Origin of the sequence: Herbiconiux oxytropis, from assembly GCF_024979315.1 — a bacterium.
Classification (GTDB): Bacteria; Actinomycetota; Actinomycetes; order Actinomycetales; family Microbacteriaceae; genus Herbiconiux; species Herbiconiux oxytropis.
The window spans coordinates 272,977-290,435 of the sequence record NZ_JANLCK010000001.1; the positions used below are offsets into that span (position 1 = coordinate 272,977).

Annotated in this window: 18 protein-coding genes; 4 read left to right on the top strand and 14 right to left on the bottom strand. The window is 69.8% G+C overall.

Annotated elements, in window-relative coordinates; genetic code table 11:
- Window position 1: 1 nt before the first annotated feature.
- The 3 genes from N1028_RS01315 to N1028_RS01325 are packed head-to-tail and all read right to left on the bottom strand — an operon-like array spanning window position 2 to window position 3,467.
- Entirely contained in the window at window positions 2-1,024 is a 1,023-nt protein-coding gene (locus tag N1028_RS01315) for an ABC transporter permease (protein ID WP_259524948.1), read from the bottom strand.
- Between the two features lie 14 nt (window positions 1,025-1,038).
- The gene (locus N1028_RS01320; protein ID WP_259524949.1) at window positions 1,039-2,652 is read right to left on the bottom strand and encodes an ABC transporter substrate-binding protein; all 1,614 of its coding nucleotides are present in this window, start codon (window positions 2,650-2,652) and stop codon (window positions 1,039-1,041) included.
- Window positions 2,653-2,702: 50 nt separating this feature from the next.
- Window positions 2,703-3,467 carry an SDR family NAD(P)-dependent oxidoreductase gene (locus N1028_RS01325; RefSeq protein WP_259524950.1) on the bottom strand — a complete coding sequence of 255 codons (765 nt, stop codon included), beginning with the start codon at window positions 3,465-3,467 and terminating at the stop codon, window positions 2,703-2,705.
- Window positions 3,468-3,664: 197 nt separating this feature from the next.
- Here N1028_RS01325 and N1028_RS01330 point away from each other — a divergent pair, with 197 nt between their 5' ends.
- Genes N1028_RS01330 through N1028_RS01340 form a run of 3 tightly spaced genes read left to right on the top strand, consistent with a single transcriptional unit; the run spans window position 3,665 to window position 5,576 of the window.
- Entirely contained in the window at window positions 3,665-4,816 is a 1,152-nt protein-coding gene (locus tag N1028_RS01330) for an LLM class flavin-dependent oxidoreductase (RefSeq protein ID WP_259524952.1), read from the top strand.
- 56 nt (window positions 4,817-4,872) lie between these two features.
- The gene (locus tag N1028_RS01335; RefSeq protein WP_259524954.1) at window positions 4,873-5,211 is read left to right on the top strand and encodes a cupin domain-containing protein; all 339 of its coding nucleotides are present in this window, start codon (window positions 4,873-4,875) and stop codon (window positions 5,209-5,211) included.
- Window positions 5,208-5,576 carry a nuclear transport factor 2 family protein gene (locus tag N1028_RS01340; protein WP_259524955.1) on the top strand — a complete coding sequence of 123 codons (369 nt, stop codon included), beginning with the start codon at window positions 5,208-5,210 and terminating at the stop codon, window positions 5,574-5,576. The genes N1028_RS01335 and N1028_RS01340 overlap by 4 nt, the downstream gene beginning before the upstream one ends.
- A gap of 74 nt (window positions 5,577-5,650) precedes the next feature.
- Here N1028_RS01340 and N1028_RS01345 read toward each other — a convergent pair whose 3' ends face one another.
- From N1028_RS01345 to N1028_RS01380, 8 genes are all read right to left on the bottom strand, one after another.
- Window positions 5,651-6,970 (bottom strand): flavin monoamine oxidase family protein, encoded by a 1,320-nt coding sequence (locus tag N1028_RS01345; protein ID WP_259524956.1) that lies wholly within the window; start codon window positions 6,968-6,970, stop codon window positions 5,651-5,653.
- A 102-nt stretch (window positions 6,971-7,072) separates the two neighbouring features.
- Entirely contained in the window at window positions 7,073-7,969 is an 897-nt protein-coding gene (locus N1028_RS01350) for an SMP-30/gluconolactonase/LRE family protein (RefSeq protein ID WP_259524957.1), read from the bottom strand.
- A gap of 34 nt (window positions 7,970-8,003) precedes the next feature.
- Window positions 8,004-8,594, bottom strand: a complete 591-nt coding sequence (locus tag N1028_RS01355) for an NADPH-dependent FMN reductase (RefSeq protein ID WP_259524958.1) — start codon at window positions 8,592-8,594, stop codon at window positions 8,004-8,006.
- Between the two features lie 33 nt (window positions 8,595-8,627).
- The gene (locus N1028_RS01360) at window positions 8,628-9,338 is read right to left on the bottom strand and encodes an aspartate/glutamate racemase family protein (RefSeq protein ID WP_259524959.1); all 711 of its coding nucleotides are present in this window, start codon (window positions 9,336-9,338) and stop codon (window positions 8,628-8,630) included.
- Window positions 9,338-10,093: an SDR family NAD(P)-dependent oxidoreductase gene (locus N1028_RS01365; RefSeq protein ID WP_259524960.1), complete on the bottom strand. Its 756-nt coding sequence runs from the start codon at window positions 10,091-10,093 to the stop codon at window positions 9,338-9,340. The genes N1028_RS01360 and N1028_RS01365 overlap by 1 nt, the downstream gene beginning before the upstream one ends.
- Before the next feature lie 127 nt (window positions 10,094-10,220).
- Window positions 10,221-11,735 (bottom strand): PucR family transcriptional regulator, encoded by a 1,515-nt coding sequence (locus N1028_RS01370; RefSeq protein WP_259524961.1) that lies wholly within the window; start codon window positions 11,733-11,735, stop codon window positions 10,221-10,223.
- A complete protein-coding gene (locus N1028_RS01375; protein ID WP_259524962.1) occupies window positions 11,732-12,598 on the bottom strand; it encodes a YwqG family protein in 867 nt (288 codons plus the stop codon). The genes N1028_RS01370 and N1028_RS01375 overlap by 4 nt, the downstream gene beginning before the upstream one ends.
- A gap of 128 nt (window positions 12,599-12,726) precedes the next feature.
- Window positions 12,727-13,137: a RidA family protein gene (locus N1028_RS01380; RefSeq protein WP_259524963.1), complete on the bottom strand. Its 411-nt coding sequence runs from the start codon at window positions 13,135-13,137 to the stop codon at window positions 12,727-12,729.
- 72 nt (window positions 13,138-13,209) lie between these two features.
- Here N1028_RS01380 and N1028_RS01385 point away from each other — a divergent pair, with 72 nt between their 5' ends.
- Window positions 13,210-13,581, top strand: a complete 372-nt coding sequence (locus N1028_RS01385; RefSeq protein ID WP_259524964.1) for a winged helix-turn-helix transcriptional regulator — start codon at window positions 13,210-13,212, stop codon at window positions 13,579-13,581.
- A gap of 87 nt (window positions 13,582-13,668) precedes the next feature.
- Here N1028_RS01385 and aceB read toward each other — a convergent pair whose 3' ends face one another.
- The 3 genes from aceB to N1028_RS01400 all read right to left on the bottom strand — a co-directional run bounded on the left by aceB (window position 13,669) and on the right by N1028_RS01400 (window position 17,428).
- The gene (aceB, locus tag N1028_RS01390) at window positions 13,669-15,315 is read right to left on the bottom strand and encodes a malate synthase A (RefSeq protein WP_259524965.1); all 1,647 of its coding nucleotides are present in this window, start codon (window positions 15,313-15,315) and stop codon (window positions 13,669-13,671) included.
- A 110-nt stretch (window positions 15,316-15,425) separates the two neighbouring features.
- On the bottom strand, window positions 15,426-16,778 hold the full coding sequence (gene aceA, locus N1028_RS01395; protein WP_259524966.1) for an isocitrate lyase: 1,353 nt from the start codon (window positions 16,776-16,778) through the stop codon (window positions 15,426-15,428).
- A gap of 170 nt (window positions 16,779-16,948) precedes the next feature.
- Entirely contained in the window at window positions 16,949-17,428 is a 480-nt protein-coding gene (locus N1028_RS01400) for a MarR family winged helix-turn-helix transcriptional regulator (RefSeq protein WP_259524967.1), read from the bottom strand.
- Between the last annotated feature and the right edge of the window lie 31 nt (window positions 17,429-17,459).

Sequence of the window (17,459 nt, forward strand, 5' to 3'; positions counted from 1 at the left end):
ATCACCTGGGTGCGCGTCGGCGCGGGGTCGAGAGGAGCACGAGCAGATCCGTGAGGATGTTGAGCGTGACGAAGAAGATGGCGAGCAGGACGACGATGAACTGCAGCACCGGGACATCGCGGGTCTGAACCGCGCTGGCGAGGGCGAGCCCGATTCCCGGGTACTGGAAGACCGTCTCGACGAGCACGATCCCTCCGGCCAGGTACAGCAGGTTGAGCCCGAGCACCTGCACTGCGGGCGCCGTCGCATTGGGGAGCGCATGACGGAAGAGCAGCCGTGCTGTACTCGCCCCCTTGAGTCGGGCGACCTCGGCGTAGTCGCTCGTGAGCGCCTCGATCATGGCCGCCCGCACCATGCGGAACATGTAGGGCGCGGTGACGATCACGAGCGTGAGGGCCGGCAGCACCAGCTTGATGGGCTCGTCCCAGATGCGGTCCTCGGGCGGGATGATCGACACGGCCGGGAACCAGTCGAGGAAGCCGACCGAGAAGACGAAGATCACGAAGACGCCCACGACGAACTCAGGCAGCGCGCTCGCCACGAGCGCGACGAGGGAGGCGGAGCTGTCGAAGATCCCGTCGCGGCGATTCGCGGCCATCACCCCGCCGACCACGCCGATGACCGTCGAGACGAGGGCGACGATGAGGATCAGCACCGCCGAGTTCTCGAGGCGGGGCAGCACGACGTCGGTCACCGGACCGCGCGTGGCCAGGGACGTTCCGAACTGACCCGTCACGAAGTCGCCGAACCAGGACAGCAGACCTGGCACGAGAGGCTGATCGAGCCCGAGCTCCTCTCGCAGGGAGGCCAGAGCCTCCGGCGTCGCGAACTGACCGAGGATCGCCGAGGCGGCGTCTCCGGGCAGCACGCGCGTGGCCAGGTAGGTGAGCACGCCGACCAGCACCACCGACAGCACTCCGAGCGGCACCCGCCAGAGCAGCAGCCTCCTGATCGGGTGCGCGGCGCGGCCGGCCGCCGCCCGAGGTCGCGCCGGAGTGCCCGCCGCGGCCAGGGATTTCGTCATGATGCCGGCCATGATCAGCTCTGCAGCCAGATTCCCTGCCAGCTGCTGCCGTTGATCGGCAGGCCGGTGATGTTCTCGGTCACGCCGCCGACGCGGGAGTTCATGCCCTCGATCCCCGGGAAGTAGGCCGGGATGATGTAGCCGCCCTCCTCGTAGTCGAAGCGGATGAGCTCCTGCACGAGCGCATCGCGTGCCGTCGCATCGACGGTGGCCAGCGCTTCGGCGTAGAGGCTCTGCCAGCCCGCGTCCGTCTGGTGGATCTCATTGAAGGGTGCTCCGTCGGCCATGCCCTGCTGCGCCATCGTGAGGTAGGCGCCGGTGTTCCAGAAGCTCTGCGCGAAGGCGACCTGCGTGTACGACTGGGCGAAGAACTGCGTGGGGTCCTGCGTGCGGATCTTCACCTGCACGCCGGCCTGAGCGGCCTGGGTGGCGAAGACGCTGGCGGCGGCCGTGGCACCCGGGCCGATGGGAGAGGAGTACAGCTCGACCTGCAGCTCGGGGAATCCGGCGGAGCGCAGCAGCGACTTCGCCTGCTCGAGGTCCTGCTCTCGCTGCGGCACGGCGTCCTTGTAGGCCGGGTCGATCGCCCCGAACGTGTCGTTGCCGATCGCTCCGAGCCCACCGTAGACCTGCTGGTTGAAGGCTTCGCGATCGACCAGCAGCCTGAGGGCCTGTCGCACACGGACGTCGCTGAACGGCTCCTCGTCGACGCGCATCGTGAACGGCACGAAGGCGCGGGTCTTGGAGACGACGACGCTGCCGCCCGCCGCCTCGACGGAGGAGACCGAGGTCGACGAGAGCTGGTTGATCAGGTCGACCTGGCCCGACTGCAGCGCGTTCAGCTGCGCCGTCTCGTCGGCGAAGTTGATGATCACGAGCTCGTCGAGGTACGGGAGCCCCTCCTGCCAGTAGTCGTCGAAGCGGGGGAACGTCGACTCCTGACCGGGGGTGAACGAGCCGAACGTGAACGGGCCGGTGCCGACGGGGTTCGCCGGGTCGTAGTCCTGGGGCACGATGCGGGTGGCGAAGACGCCGGCCAGACCCTCGACGAAAATGCTGTACGGCGCGTCGAACGGGATGCGCAGCGTGAGCGGATCGACCACGGTCGCGGCGGCGAGGTCGAGGGGGCCCATCGTGATCAGCCCCGGGAAGCTGTTCTCCTCGATCCGGCGCAGCGAGAAGAGCACGTCGTCGGCGGTGAGGGTCTTTCCGTTGTGGAACAGGATGTCCGGCTTGATCCGGATCGTCCACTCCGTGGCATCCGCGTTGGGCTCGATCGATTCGGCCAGCACGAGCTCGGGGGCCCCGGTGGTGCCGTTCATCTGCACGAGCTGCTCGAAGAGAGCACCGGCTCGCAGGAAGTCCATCGTGGTGAGCGGGCTCTGGGCCTCGAGCGTGTCACCGCTGCCGCCCGAGGTCGCGCCGACTCGGAGCGTGCCTCCTCGCACCGGCGTCCCCCCACCCGAGGGAGCGCCTGAGGTCTCTGCGGGCCCTCCACCGGGAGCAGTGCAGGCGGCCAGGCCGCTCACGCCGACGACGACGGCTGCTGCGCCGCCCACCTGGAGCAGCGTCCTGCGGCTGATCGGGCCGACTCCGTTGCCGGGTCCCGTCGAGTTTCGGTCTGTCATGTCACACTCCATGTTGATTCGGGATCGGGATAGATGCGCCAGGCGCACCGTCAAGCGAGATTGAGTCCTCCGTCGACGAGCAGATCGACACCGGTGATGTACGACGACTCGTCGGAGGCGAGGAAGGCGACCGTCTTCGCGATCTCGGCGGGGCGGGCCATCCGGCGCATGGGGATCTTCGCCACGTCGTTCGCCACCCGCTCGGGGTCGTTCTTCTCGGAGAACTCGACCTGCGCCGTGCGCACGTAGCCGGGCGAGATGGAGTTGACCCGGATGCCGATGCGCCCGAGATTCATCGCCGCGTTCCTCGTGATGCCGAGCACCGCCGACTTCGTGGCGACGTAAGCGATGTGGCCGCTCTCCGCACCTCCGCGGTGGGCCCACGACGAAGCGATGTTGATGATCGATCCCGCTCCCTGTGCGGTCATCCCGGGAATGACGGCCTGCATGCCGAGCAGGATGCCGGTCTGGTTGATCGCGACGACGCGGTCCCAGTCCTCCCGGCTGACATCGGCGACCGCAGCATGCGAGCCGATCCCCGCGTTGTTGACGAGCACCGTGATCGCGCCCCACTCGGCGTCGACGCCGGCCACGACCTCGGCCCAGTCCTTCGCGGATGCGACGTCGACGTGCCGGTAGACGACCCTCAGGCCCTCCGCGTTCAGACGCTCCGCGAGCGCCCCACCCTGCTCGTCGAGCACATCGGTGGCGATCACCCGGGCACCGTCGCGAGCGAGCCGCTCGACGTGCGCAGCTCCTTGCCCCTGAGCGGCACCGGTGACGAGAGCGATCGTGTTTTCCAGACGATAAACCATGTCGGGAGTCTTCCGGCCGCTCAGGCGGGGCACCACTGTACGGGGATATGGACCGCGGACGACCGCCTAGATCGACGCTCACCGGCTGTATGCAGCCATAGCCGCACGGGCCGGGTCTGCGGACGCCGTCAGTTGTGCACGCGGGGGCGCTCTGGCGAGGGTGAGGAGGTACCACGTGCCACGAAGGGATTTCACTCATGCACCTCGGATTCTTCAGCCCGCCATACGCGCAGGCGTACGTCGACGGTCAGCGCACTCTGCAGGAGGTGATCGAATGGGATCTGCAGGTGGCCAGGTGGGCCGACGAGTACGGATTGCACGAGCTCTTCTTCGCCGAGCACCACACAATCGGCCATGAGCCCAACCCGGCACCCGAGCTGACGATCGCGGCCGCCGCGCGTGAGACCACGCGGCTCCGGCTCGGTGCTGCAGCCCACCTCCTTCCGTACCACAACCCGATGGCCCTGGCCCATCGGCTGATGTACCTCGATCACCTCACGGGCGGACGCTACATCGCTGGATTCGCGCCCGGGTCGTTCCCCACCGATGGGCAGATGTTCGGCGTGGGACCTGGCAACGCGAAGATGATGGACGAAGCGATCGACATCATCATGGCGATCTGGACCAGGGAGGCGCCCTTCCGCATCGACGGAGAGTTCTGGACCGTCGACATGCCGGCGCACTCCGAGCAGTGGAACGGACCGCACCTCAAGCCCTTCCAGAGCCCGCACCCCGAGGTCATGATGACCGGGGTGCAGCCCACCTCCCCCACCTTCGTCGATGCCGGCCGCCGCGGCTTCTCGCCGATGAGCCAGCAGGTCGGGATGGCCGCTCTGCTGAAGCAGTGGGAGACCTATGAGGAGGCGGCGACCGGCGCCGGCCGCACGCCCGACCGCGCGAACTGGCGCGTCATGCGCGACGTCTTCGTGGCCGAGACGGATGCGGAGGCGCGCCGCCTGTTCATCGAGGGTCCGGCCGGCCGCACCTGGGACGAGCTCGTGCTCCCCACCTTCCGCGCCGTGCGCGACCGCGGCGGCAAGAAGTACGCCCTCGGGGAGCTGCTGCTGGATCCCGGCATGGCGATCGAGGAGCTCACCCTCGAGTGGCTGGTCGACAACTTCTTCCTCATCGGATCCCCCGACACCGTCGTGGAGAAGATCACCCGGTTCGACGAGGAGCTCGGCGGAATCGGCGCACTCCTGTCGTTCACCTTCGACTACAGCCAGGAATCCGAGACCTACCGTCGGCACCTCGAACTCCTCGGGCGAGAGGTCGCACCGCGGATCGCGAACCTCGGGCCCCGCGGCGACGCCGCCTCGGTGGACGCATCCGTGGCCGTCACCGCATGAGTGCCGGCTCGACTGCGGCGATCGTCTACGACGCCTCCCCTCTGACGCTCGAGCTGGTGCCACGAGGCATTCACAAGGGCGCCGTCGACGGCGCGCCGACCGAGTCGGTGCTCGTGCTGCACAGCGATGCGGGCGGGCGGAGCGGCGTCTGGGAGTGCACCCCCGGCCGTTTCGCGTCCTCCCGCGACGGCGACAGCGAGCTGATGCACTTCGTCGCAGGCAGAGGCACCATCACGAGCGCCGACGGCACCGTGCACGACATCCGTCCGGGCGTCGTGCTCGTCGCCCCCGACGGCTGGCGCGGAACGTGGAACATCCGCGAGACCGTGCGCAAGATCTACACGATCTGGACGGCGCCCACCACGACCCCCACCACGACAGGAGAACCCTCATGACCCTCGCCCGCGACCTCCAGGAGTCCGCCTGGGACGCCGAGTGTAGACGCGACCTCGACGCACTGCTCGGCCACTTCCACCCGGATGCCACGTTCCACCCAGCCGGCGGCCCCGCTCAGACGGGTCGCGCCGCCATCCGGGCGATGACGGAGGAGTTCTACCGCGCCTACCCGGAGCTCGAGATCGAGATCCTGGGCGAGTGGGGCCGCGGAGACTCGTCGGCCGTGTTCGAGTTCCGTGCCCATCTCGTCGACATCGAAGGGAGCCGCTCGACCCTCGAGGGCGTCTGCATCGTCGAGATCCGGGACGGCGCGTTCACCGCCGTCCGCTACTACGAGGATGCACCGGTGCCGGCCGCAGGCTGAGCGCATCCGATACAGCAGAGGGCCGCGTCCGGATCGGACGCGGCCCTCCTTCGTGCACGCCGAGGCTCGTCCGCCTACCCCTCGTCCAGGATCGCCGACAGCCGTGTGGCGGCCACGCCGCCGGTCGCGACGGCGCCCTCGATCCAGCCTCGGAACGCATGCGCGACATCCGACCCGGCGAACACGAGCCTGCCCTCCGTGCGCTCGAGCGCCGAGGCGTAGGTCGAGAGGAGGCCTGCAGGAGCAGCGCACCAGGTGCCCTTGGAATAGGGATCGGCGAGCCAGTCGTAGCCGTCCACCTTCAGCACCCCCGCCTCCGGCACGTAGAGCCGGAAGGCCGCCTCCACCTCGACGCGGTCCAGGATGTCGAGAGGCCGCTCCTGCGTGGAGAAGCCCACCACGAGGTCGCCGCCGAGGCCCGTCTCCTCCACCGGGTAGTCGGTGAAGAAGACATCGATCGGTGCGTCGTGCTCGCCGATCCCGAGGATCTTCGGGGGCAGTCCGGTCACGAGCGCCCACAGCTTCTTCGCGGCACCGGATTGACCGATCGCCGCCGCGGCGGTCTTCTCGGGCGACAGCGCCGGCTCGAACTCGATGTCGCCGAGGCAGTTCAGCGGCACGGCGACCACGGCGGCACGGCCGCGGAGCACCTCGCCCTCCTTCGTGCGCACCTCGACGTGCTCGCCCGTCTGGGTCACGGATGCGACGGGGGCCGACAGGCGGATCTCGGCGCCGGAGTCGTCGAGCATCCGTTGCAGGAGGTCGATGGTGCCCGAGGCGAACCGATGCGTGGGGGTGTGGCCGATGGCCAGCACGTCGTTGTCCAGCAGCGGGATCCACGACATGAGATGAAGGGCTGAGATCTGGGAGAGGTGGCATCCGGTCTCCTGGCGGATCCAGGCGCCCATCAGCTCCGTGAGCGTCACCGACAGCCCGAAGCCGTCGATGTAGGCGTCGAGCGGCACGTCGAGGTCGGCCACGTCCTGGGTGTCCAGCGGCAGCGTGGGGTCGATGCGCTCCACCTGCGTCCGGGTCTCCTCCACGAAGCGGCGCAGATCGAGCTCGTCGTCGCGGCTGATCGGGCACGCGGCGTGGCTGAGCACGCCGTCGAGCAGGGAGACGTGGTTCTCGGCCTGTGGACTCGTGCTGAGCTCCACGCCGTAGCGGTCGACCTCGGCCATCAGCGCCGCATTGCCCGCGGGATCGATCCAGTTGCCACCCATCTCGATGGAGAGCTCGGTATCGGCGAAACGCCGGTACCAGGTGCGGCCGCCGATGCGGTCCCTCGCCTCCACGACCAGCACGCGCTTCCCGCTCGTCGCCAGGTCCCGCGCGGCCGTCAGGCCTGCGAACCCCGCACCGATCACCAGGGCGTCGTAGGTCTCATCGGTCATCGTGTCGTTCCTCCGTGTCTCTCTTCGCCGCCCCGCTGCGCGTGAGCGGCGTCTCCCAGGTCGTGATGGTGATGGTCGTGGCCACGGTGCCGGCCGCGGTGCTCAGCCGAGTCCGATCGGCAGGTGCAGCGGCGCACCCCGGGTGCCGGGGTCGCAGGCGTTGACCGTCGGAGTGCCGAGTGACGCGAGCGCGAGCACCTCGAGGTCGGGTCCGGCGAACGCGAGATTGGTGGGGGTGGGCGCGTGCACGCCGGACCAGTCGTCGACGACGATGTCGAGCGTGCCGTCCGGTGCCACGCGGTACACGCGGTTGGGCTGCCAGCAGCCGATCCACAGACCGCCCTCGGCGTCGAACGCGAGCCCGTCGGGCACGACGCGATCGAGCACCACGACGGGCTCGGGCTCACCACCGGCGAGGGGGACTCGCACGACGCGTGGCCAGGTCGACTCGACGATGTAGAGCCAGTCGTCGCGGATGGCGAGCCCGTTCGCGAAGTGCAGCCCCTCGAGCACGCGCTCCGTGGTGCCATCCGGGTCGATCCGCACGATCCCGCCGTTCGTTCGGCCCCAGTCCCCCGAATCCGAGACCCAGAGCCGGCCGTCGGCGTCGAACACCGGGTAGTTCGGGTAGCCGATGGGTTCGCCGTACCGACGGATGCCGCCGTCGCGATCGATCCGCTGCACGCAGCCGTTGCCGACGTCGCAGACGTACACCGCGCCGTCGCCATCGAGCGCGAGGCCGAGCATCGAACCGCCCGGCACGGTGCAGACGGTCTCGACCGAGCCGCCGTCGAGATCGAAGCGGTAGAGCTGGCCGCCTTCGCCGCCTGCGTAGAGCACGTTCTCTGTGGGAGACCAGCAGACGCCCTCGGGGTGCTGCAGGCCCTCAGCCAGGGTGCGGAGGCCGGATCCGGTGACCGAGGCGGGCACGCCGCTCGTGGTCTGCGCGGCCGCATCGCGAGCGGGGGCATCCGGGGCGGCGGTGTGCGAGGCGTTCATTCCCCGACTCTCGCAGGTCGGTGAGGGTGTCGGGTCACGAGAGGGCCGCGATCTCCAGCCCGGCCGCCGCGCGCTGGCCTCGGGCGAATCCCAGCACCTGGTCGACCAGCAGGCCCAGCTGGGGCGACGCCGCCGCGATCGGATCGACGTCGCCGACGACGGTCGTGTTGATCGTGACGCCGAGCGGCGTCGGCCACCCGCGCAGGGCGTGGACGGTCGACCGCAACGAGGCGAGGGTCGTGGTGGTGGCCTGCCAGCCGGCGGCGCAGACGATGCAGCCCACAGCGCGGCCGTCGAGGTAGGGGCGCTCGTCGGTGCGCAGCTCCTCGATGTGGTCGAGAGCGTTCTTGATGAGGCCGGACGGGCCACCGTGGAAGGCGGGGCTGGCGATGATCACGCCGTCGGCGCGCCTGACGAGCTCCAGGAGGCGATCGGCCTGCGGCCCGCGGAGTCCGCGCTCCGGGGCGTAGGCGGGCAGGTCGAGCTCGTCGGCCAGGACGATGTCCGTCTCGGCTCCGGCCGCGCGGGCCAGGTCGAGCGCGGCGCGCAGGGCCCGTTCGGACGAGGATCCCTGACGGGTCGTGCCGCCGAGACCGAGGATTCTGGGAGTGTAATCAAGCTTCACAACAACGATGATGATCGATCCCCGGACGGCCGACTACTGGCGCAGGGAACGAACCTCGGGCGCCTTCTCATCGCCCCGTACAAGTGGTCCGCTCTCGGCCAGCCGCTCCATCGCGAGCCGCGGGCTCGACAGCACGCGAACGCCTCCCGGGGGCCGCAGAGCAGCGATCCTCGCCATCGAGGCCTGAGCGAGCACGACCACGTCGACCTCCTCCACGAGCCGATCGAGCTCCGCGGCGATGATCGCGTCGTGCGCGGCGCCGTCACCGCGGTCGAGCGCGGCGAACGCCCCCTCGCAGAGCCGCGGCACGACGATCACCTCGCGACCGGCGTCGTGGGCGGCGGCCTCCACCACGGCGGCGGTCGGGGCGAGCGTCGTCGGCAGCGTCGCGAGCACGCCCACCCTCGAGCCGAGCGACACGGCCTGCTCGGCCATGGCGCGGTCGACGCGCAGCACGGGGACGGCGACACCGGGCGCGATCTCGTCGACCACGCCCCCGACCGAGGAACAGGTCACGAGCACCGCATCGACTCCGTAGTCGACGAGCGCTGTGACATGGCCGAGCAGTCGCTCCCGGGTCACGTCGTCGACGCCTCCGTCCCGCACGGTGCGCTTCAGCAGGAGCTCATCGGCGATGACGACCGTCTCGACCCCCGTAAGCAGCTCCTCGGCGAGCTCCGTGAACGTCGGCGCGAGGCGCGAGACGGTGTGCACGATGCCGAGTCGCCGCAGAGTGCCGCCCATCAGTAGCACTCGGCCAGCAGGCCGCCGTCGACCACGAGTGCCTCGCCGGTCACGAAGCTCGCGGCGTCCGACGCCAGGAAGAGCACGGCACGGGCCACCTCGCGTGGCTGTCCGATGCGGCCGATGGGGTACTCGCTCTCGGCCTGCGCCCGCAACGCGGCCGGGTCGGCGGCCGCGGCGAAGTACGCCTCGACGAGCGGGGTCTGGATGTCTCCCGGGCAGACGGCGTTGCAGCGGATGCCCTCACGCCCGTACTTCACCGCGGCCGACTTGGTCAGAGCCAGCACACCGCCCTTGGCGGCACCGTACGCGGCGAGCATCGGATCGCCGGCCAGGGCGAGCACCGAGGAGATGTTGACGATCGACCCGCCCCCGGCCTTCCGCATCACCCGGATGGCGTGCTTGCAGCCGAAGAACGGGCCCTTCAGGTTCACGGCGAGCACGCGGTCGAGCTGCTCCTCGCTCGTGTCGGCCAGCTCCTCCTCCACCTGGATCGCAGCGTTGTTGACGAGCACGTCGAGCCGGCCGAAGCGCTCCACCGCGTCGTCGACGAGGGCCTCGACCTCGGCCTCCTTCGAGACGTCGGTGTGGCGGTAGATCCCGATGCCCTCCATCACCGCCGCGCCCGCCTCGTCGTTGACGTCGCAGCCGATGATCAGCGCGCCTTCGGCGGCGAACTCGCGCGCCAGGGCGCTTCCCAGTCCGGAGGCGACTCCGGTGACGATCACGCTCTGACCGTCGAATGTCCCGCTCATGCTTGCTCCTTCTCGTGGCCGTGTGCGCCTAGAACTCTTCCGGGCCGGTGTCCGGCTGTCCACTGTGCTCCGCGTAGAGGCCGGGTTCACCGGCCATACGCGCCGACAGGTGCCCTCTCGGCCCCGATCACTGGACGGTCTGCGAGAGCGCGAGCGCCCGGAGGGCGAACCAGAGCTCGCTCACGTCGCCGGTCGACTTCGTCGATCGGCCCGTCAGCTCCTGGATCCGCGCCATCCGGTAGTTGACGGTCTGGGTGTGGATGAAGAGCACCTCGCTCGTGCGGCTCGGCGAGCGATCCGACTCGAGATAGACCTGCAGGGTCTTGATCAGCTCCGTGCCCTGCTCGCGGTCGTAGTCGATGAGTGGCCCGAGCACGCGATCGGCGGTCAGCTTCGACTCCGCGAGCGTGCGCGGGAGGAAGGAGGGGTTGCCGTCGCCGTAGGGCACGATCCCGGAGCCGTCCGGACTGATGGTCTCCAGGGCCCACCGCGCCTGGCGCACGGCGTCGCCGAGGTTGCCGGTGCCGGCGAAGGTGTCACTCAGTCCCGCGCGCCAGCGTTCCAGGGTGGTGCGCTCCTCGAGATCCGCCTGCACCAGGTCGTCCGAGCGCACGACGGCGATCGCCACCTGCCCGATCTCACCGAGCAGGAAGGGGATGCCGCGGATGAGCCAGCTGCGCGCGAGCCGCTCGATCGAGGCGGCCCGCCCGTCCAGGGCCAGTGCCCGGAGGTCGCCCTGAAGTCGTCTTCCGCGGAACAGCTCTGTCAGCACGGTGGGCTCGAACCGGCCGTTGAGCGCGTCGTAGAGGAGCCCGGCACCCGAGCGGCGTGCACGTTCCACCGCGGCGTCCACGCGGCCGATCTCGAGCGCGCACGCGGCGGCGATCTGCTGCAGCACCGCGAGCTGAGGGCGGACGTCACCGTCCGGGTAGGCGATCAGGCACGCGGAGCGCTCACTGGGGATCGGCATGCAGAGCCCCGTCCGCTCCCCCACCGTGAGGTTCATCACGAACGGCGCGCGGCCGGAGGAGCGGCGCACCTCCTCGTCGTAGGCCTCCTTCCAGGCCCGCCCGGGAGTGCCACCACCGCGGATGAGCGACTCCCACATGTCGGGATCCACGACGTGCAGCGTGCTGTTCACCACCCGGCCGAGCCTGTCCACGAACTCGGTGCCCGCGAGTTCCTCGCGCAGGCTCGCCATCACCTCGCCGTGCACGCGGGCGATCTTCGTGAACGAGAGGTTCTCCTCCCGCGCGTTGGCCGCCGCCACGAAGCGCACGTACTGCGCGAAACCGACGGTGTGCGCGCCGTCGATCACCGGGAATCCGAGCCGGTCGGCCGCGGCGAGCATCTCGTCGCTGAGATGCGGACGGCGGTCGTCCTCCCCCACCACGATGCCGCTCAGCCCAGCCGACGACATCTTCTCCACGAACTGCACCTGCGCCTCGGGAGACTCGGGCACGATGTAACCGCAGGTGAGCACGAGATCCCCCGCGTCCAGCCAGTTCCACGGGTCGAACGCATCGCTCACGTGCGCCCACGAGACCCGGCGGTCCAGGCCCGCCTCACCGGCGAGCGAGGTCGCCTGCAGGTAGCGCAGCTCCACGAGGTCGCGCACCGTCACCCCACCGACGGCCGTCACCGCAGCAGTCCCACGGTTCGCGACCCGGCATCCCCCGGAGCCGTCCACACGAACACCCTCGAGGCCCGCCCGATCGAGAGCTGCGCCAGGAGCGTCCACTCCCCCGGGCCGGCGATCTCAGCGCATTCTGCAGGCATCGTGCCGCTGGTGTCGTCGGGGTACCCGAGCAGTCTGTGCAGCGCGAGCCCGGCCCCCGCACCCTGGTCGGCCTCCAGACCCTGCGTCTCGGCCAGCCGGTCGCGCACCCGGACGTAGGCGGCCTGCCCGGCGGTGTCGAGGCCGAGCTCTTGCACCGGCTCGCTCCAGACGCGGGGCAGCTGCAGGTGCGGGTCCAGCTGCAGGGGCAGGCCCCCACGTGCGCTCGGCCGCTCTCGAGGGTGCCGGAATTCGATCCGCAGGCATCGGGAGCGCCCGACCACCGGCAGGTCGCCGTCGTCCTCGTCCTCGTCCTCGTCCGTGGAGAGTTCGACGGTCAACCAGCCGGTTCCGGTGAGCTCGGTCGCCGCCAGCGCATCGGCCGAGCGGTCGATGTCGAGCACGATCGTCTCCCCCGCCGAAAGACGACCGGTGTTATCGAGCCCGGCCGGCGTCCGCAGCCAGGCCTCCGCCACCCGAGTTCCCGGCCGCAACCCCGTCAGCCTGACCGTCCTGCGACCGAGCATCTCGAGCGCGGCATCCGGCAACGGCAGCCCCTCCTGCAGGGCGAGCAGCCGCAGCTCGTCGATCGGAGCACAGCGGATCGGGTGCGGGGGCCACGGCAGCGAGGGGGGCCGAGCGATCTCCGGAGAACGCGTCGACGCCGCGCTCGCCACGGCCCGCAATCCCAGCGTCCGAAGAAAGCTCCGGCGATCGATGCCATTCACGACGCCAGGCTAACCGCCGCACGCGCGACGCGCGTCATATCCGGATCTGAATCACCGAACTCCGTTCATATCTGCGTCTATATACACAGATGATCGATACTGCTTCGCTCTCGCGGCACGCGCGTGACTCAGTCGAGCACGGCGTAGGCCTCGATCTCGACGAGCACGTCGGGTTCGAAGAGGATCTCGACGCCGATGAGGGAGGCCGGCGGCAGGGGCAGTTCCAGGCCGATCTCCGCCGCGACGTTCTCGACGCCCTGGAGGAAGGCACCCATCTGATCGGGCTGCCAGCCGGTCACGAAGATGCGCAGACGCACGACATCGGCGAACGTCGCGCCTGCACCGGCGAGGGCGCGGGCGGTGTTGCGCAAGGACTGCTCGACCTGGCCGGTGAGATCTCCCGGGGCGACCGGGGTCCCGTCTGCCTCGCGGGCGATCTGGCCGGCGACGTGCACGTGGCGGGTGCCCGTGGAGACGGACACGTGGTGGTAGGGAACTGGCTGCAGGAGTCCGTCGGGGCTGAAGGTCGTCACGGTCATGGGTGATCCTCTCGGTGGTGGTATCTCATGAATACCTGGTGTCGGCGGGCCACTTCAACGAGACTAGGTGTCATGCAGGAAACCGACGACCGCCCCCTCATCACCGGCGAGCACCGCGAGCTGCTCGATCAGCTGCTCGACAAGTGGTCGCTGCACGTGCTCGACCAGCTCTGCGAGCACGGCGCACTCCGCTTCAACGCGCTTCGGCGACTCATCCCCGTCATCACCCAGAAGTCGCTCACCGCCACCCTCCGCCGCCTCGAGCGGAACGGCATGGTGGAGCGCGTCGTCGTGAGCGACCGCCCCGTGGCGGTCGAGTACCGCATCGCGCCGGTCGGCCAGGGACTGCAGGATCTCATCGACGCACTGCTGATATGGACCACAGCGCACCTGCCCGAGGTCGAGCGAGCCCGCACTCGCTTCGACGCCGCGCACGACGGCTGAGCATCCGCCTGAAGATCGACGACGAAGGAGTTCCGCCACCAGCTGTGGCCGGAACTCCTCCGCCGCCCCGAGGTGGGGTCATCGGACCTACGCGGCCACGGCCTCCCGAGCCGGCACCACGTCGACGAGGTAGTGCGCGTACGCCGGGATCGTGAGGAACGTCGGGAAGTCGTCCTCGAGCGCCACCATGCGCAGGATGTTCTCCGCGTCGTCGAACCGGTCGTCGAGCGATCGGTCGAGCCCGCGGATGACGTCGTGCAGCTCCGCCTCCACGTGCGCCCGCGTGATCGCCGTGCCCTCCGACGTCACGATCCCCTGGTGGATCCACTGCCACAGCTGGGAGCGCGAGATCTCAGCCGTCGCCGCGTCCTCCATGAGGTTGTCGAGCGCCGCCGCTCCGACTCCGCGCAGCCAGCTCTCGATGTAGCGGAGCGCGACCGACACGTTCGACCGCACCCCCGCATCCGTCACCGTATGCGTGATGCCCGAGAGATCGGTCAGCTGCGCCGCCGTCACGTGCACCTCGGGCCGCTGCCGCTCGACCTGATTGGGCCGGTCGCCGAGCACCGCGTCGAACTCGGCGCGGGCGGTGGGGATGAGATCCGGATGCGCCACCCAGGTGCCGTCGAAGCCGTCGCCGGCCTCGCGCCGCTTGTCGTCGGAGACCTTCGCGAGCGCCTGCGCCGTGATCTCCGGATCGCGCCGGCTCGGGATGAACGCGCTCATGCCTCCGATGGCATGTGCTCCCCGCTTGTGGCAGGTCTGCACGAGCAGCTCGGTGTAGGCGCGCATGTACGGCACCGTCATCGTGATCTCCGAGCGGTCCGGCAGCACGTAGCTCCGGCCCCGGTCGCGGTAGTTCTTGATGAGGCTGAAGATGTAGTCCCAGCGGCCGGCGTTCAGGCCCGCCGCGTGGTCGCGCAGCTCGTAGAGGATCTCGTCCATCTCGAAGGCCGCCGAGATCGTCTCGATCAGCACGGTGGCGCGCACGGTGCCGTGCGGGATGCGCAGGGCGTTCTCCGAGAACGTGAACACGTCGTCCCAGAGCCGCGCCTCGAGGTGGTTCTCGAGCTTGGGCAGGTAGAAGTACGGCCCGCGACCCTTCTCGATCAGCGCCGTCGCGTTATGGAAGAAGTAGAGCCCGAAGTCGACGAGGCTCGCCGAGGCGGGGCGCGTGTGGCCCGCCCGATCCGTGTAGCAGAGGTGCTTCTCCACGAGGTGCCAGCCGCGCGGGCGCATCACGATGGTCGGCGTCTGCTCTGCCGTGACCCGGTAGGTGCGGCCGGCGTCGTTCGTGAACTCGATCCGGTCGCGGATGGCGTCGAGAAGCGAGAGCTGACCGCCGATGACGTTCGACCAGGTGGGGCTCGTGGCGTCCTCGAGGTCGGCGAGCCACGCCTTCGCGCCCGAGTTGAGGGCGTTGATCGTCATCTTCGGATCGGTCGGGCCCGTGATCTCGACGCGGCGGTCCTCGAGCCCCGGGCCGGGACCGGCGACGCGCCACGAGGCGTCGTCGCGCACGGCCGCCGTCTCGGGCAGGAACCGCAGGTCGCGGCCGTTCTCGATGGCTTTGCGGGCGCGCATCCGCTCGGCCAGCCGCTCCTGCCGGCGGCCGGCGAACTGGTCGTGCAGGCGGGCGAGGAACTGCAGCGCCTCAGGGGTGAGGATCTCGTCGAAGCGCTCGTGCAGCTCGGCCGCGACGGTGACCTTGGAGGGAATGGGGTGGGGAGACATGTCAATCAGCCTTTCGCTGGCGCCGAGACGACGGAGATTGCAGGCCGCGGGAGGGAACGACGGGGCCTGGAGGCCCGACTGCGCCGCATCTCCGTCGATTGCGGCAGGGTTCAGTGGAACTGCTCGGACTCGGTCGAACCCACGAGCGCGAGGGTGGCGCTCCCGGGGTTCAGGGCCGTGGCGATCCGGTCGAAGTAGCCGGTGCCCACCTCACGCTGGTGCTTCGTGGCGGTGTATCCGTCGGCCTCGGAGGCGAATTCGGCCTCCTGCAGCTCGACGTAGGCGCTCATGTGCCGCTCGCCGTAGCCGCGGGCGAGGGTGTACATGGAGTGGTTGAGGGCGTGGAAGCCCGCGAGGGTGATGAACTGGAACGCGTAGCCGAGCTCCGCGAGCTCGCGCTGGAAGCTCGCGATCTGCTCGTCGTTCAGCTTGCTCTTCCAGTTGAAGCTCGGCGAGCAGTTGTAGGCGAGGAGCTTGCCAGGGAACTGCTCGTGCACGACCTCGGCGAAGCGGCGGGCCAGCTCGATGTCGGGCTCCGACGACTCCACCCAGAGCAGGTCGGCATAGGGCGCGTAGGCGAGGCCGCGGGAGATGACGGTGTCGAGGCCGGGCGTCGTGCCGTAGAAGCCCTCGGGCGTGCGGGTGCCGTCGAGGAACGGGCGGTCGCGCTCGTCGACGTCGCTCGTGATGAGGTTGGCGGCGAGGGAGTCGGTGCGGGCGATGATGATGGTCGGCACCCCGGCGACGTCGGCCGCGAGCCGCGCCGCGTTGAGGGTGCGGATGTGCTGACTCGTGGGAATGAGCACCTTGCCGCCCATGTGGCCGCACTTCTTCTCGCTCGCGAGCTGGTCCTCCCAGTGCACGCCCGCCGCCCCCGCCTGGATCATCGACTTCATGAGCTCGTAGGCGTTGAGCGGGCCGCCGAAGCCCGCCTCCGCGTCGGCGACGATGGGGGCGAGCCATTCGGTCTGGCTGCCGGCGCCCGTCGAACCCGTCTCGGCGAACTCGATCTGGTCGGCCCGCAGCAGCGCGTTGTTGATGCGGCGCACGACGGCCGGCACGGAGTTGGCCGGGTAGAGGCTCTGGTCGGGGTAGGTCTGGCCGCTGAGGTTGGCGTCGGCGGCCACCTGCCAGCCCGAGAGGTAGATGGCCTTGAGGCCGGCGCGCACCTGCTGCACGGCCTGGTTGCCGGTGAGGGCGCCGAGGGCGGGCACCCACTCCTCGGTGTGCAGCAGGTCCCAGAGGCGCTCGGCGCCGCGCTCGGCGAGGGTGTTGGCTTCGGCGACGCGGCCGCGGAGCGCGATGACGTCCTCGGCGCTGTAGTCGCGCTGCACGCCGTTCCAGCGGGCGTCGGTCTTCCACTCGCGCTCGAGGTCGGCGGCGGTCTGTGTCTGGTCTCCGGGGCGGGTCCGGTCTCCGGGGCGGGTCCGGTCTCCGGATCCGGTGGTGGATGAGGTGCTCATCGTCGTGCTCCTTCGTGCGGTCGAATTCTCGGTGCGGGATCGACTCTGATGCCCGGAGAGGCCGTCTTCACCACCTGGTCGCGCAGAAGATCGCGACTATTTCTGACCGTCAGAAGAATGGAGGGCGCGCCGTGAGCACACGGAGGCCCGCCACCACGCAGAGCGTCGGATCACTCGTCCCCGTCGAGCCCGCCCGTCGACCAGCCCGGCGAGTCGAGCCGCACCGCGTTCTCCCCCACGAGCGTCCGCAGCACCGCCTCCGCCTGCTCCAGAGCCTCGGCGCCCACGTCGAGCTCGAGCTGGTTGCGCAGCTCCTCGAAGACCGCCTCCCCCTCGCTCATGAGCGAGTGTCCTCTCTCGGTGATCATCAGGCGCATCTTGCGGCGGTCCGCCGGATCGACCTGGCGTGAGACGTATCCCCGCTGTTCGAGCGTCGAGATGGTCCTCGCCGCGGCCTGCTTCGTGACCGACGTGGCGCGCCCGAGCTCGGAGGCGTTCTGGGCGCCCGAGCGGATGGCATGCAGCGCGAAGTCGTGCACGGGCCGGACATCGGGATAGCCGCGCCGCCCGAGCTCGACCGTCGCCCGATCGGCGAGCGTGCGGAAGCCGGCCAGCATCAGGAGCGCAAGGTCTCCGCCTCGACGAGTCATGGGTCGAGTCTAAGGACGGGTTGATATAGAC

Excerpts from the sequence above, each read along its gene's own strand:
- N1028_RS01315 (WP_259524948.1), bottom strand. The coding sequence starts at position 1,024 with ATGACGAAATCCCTGGCCGCGGCGGGCACTCCGGCGCGACCTCGGGCG.
- N1028_RS01320 (WP_259524949.1), bottom strand. The coding sequence starts at position 2,652 with ATGACAGACCGAAACTCGACGGGACCCGGCAACGGAGTCGGCCCGATC.
- N1028_RS01325 (WP_259524950.1), bottom strand. The coding sequence starts at position 3,467 with ATGGTTTATCGTCTGGAAAACACGATCGCTCTCGTCACCGGTGCCGCT.
- N1028_RS01330 (WP_259524952.1), top strand. The coding sequence starts at position 3,665 with ATGCACCTCGGATTCTTCAGCCCGCCATACGCGCAGGCGTACGTCGAC.
- N1028_RS01340 (WP_259524955.1), top strand. The coding sequence starts at position 5,208 with ATGACCCTCGCCCGCGACCTCCAGGAGTCCGCCTGGGACGCCGAGTGT.
- N1028_RS01345 (WP_259524956.1), bottom strand. The coding sequence starts at position 6,970 with ATGACCGATGAGACCTACGACGCCCTGGTGATCGGTGCGGGGTTCGCA.
- N1028_RS01350 (WP_259524957.1), bottom strand. The coding sequence starts at position 7,969 with ATGAACGCCTCGCACACCGCCGCCCCGGATGCCCCCGCTCGCGATGCG.
- N1028_RS01360 (WP_259524959.1), bottom strand. The coding sequence starts at position 9,338 with ATGGGCGGCACTCTGCGGCGACTCGGCATCGTGCACACCGTCTCGCGC.
- N1028_RS01365 (WP_259524960.1), bottom strand. The coding sequence starts at position 10,093 with ATGAGCGGGACATTCGACGGTCAGAGCGTGATCGTCACCGGAGTCGCC.
- N1028_RS01380 (WP_259524963.1), bottom strand. The coding sequence starts at position 13,137 with ATGACCGTGACGACCTTCAGCCCCGACGGACTCCTGCAGCCAGTTCCC.
- N1028_RS01385 (WP_259524964.1), top strand. The coding sequence starts at position 13,210 with ATGCAGGAAACCGACGACCGCCCCCTCATCACCGGCGAGCACCGCGAG.
- aceB (WP_259524965.1), bottom strand. The coding sequence starts at position 15,315 with ATGTCTCCCCACCCCATTCCCTCCAAGGTCACCGTCGCGGCCGAGCTG.
- aceA (WP_259524966.1), bottom strand. The coding sequence starts at position 16,778 with ATGAGCACCTCATCCACCACCGGATCCGGAGACCGGACCCGCCCCGGA.
- N1028_RS01400 (WP_259524967.1), bottom strand. The coding sequence starts at position 17,428 with ATGACTCGTCGAGGCGGAGACCTTGCGCTCCTGATGCTGGCCGGCTTC.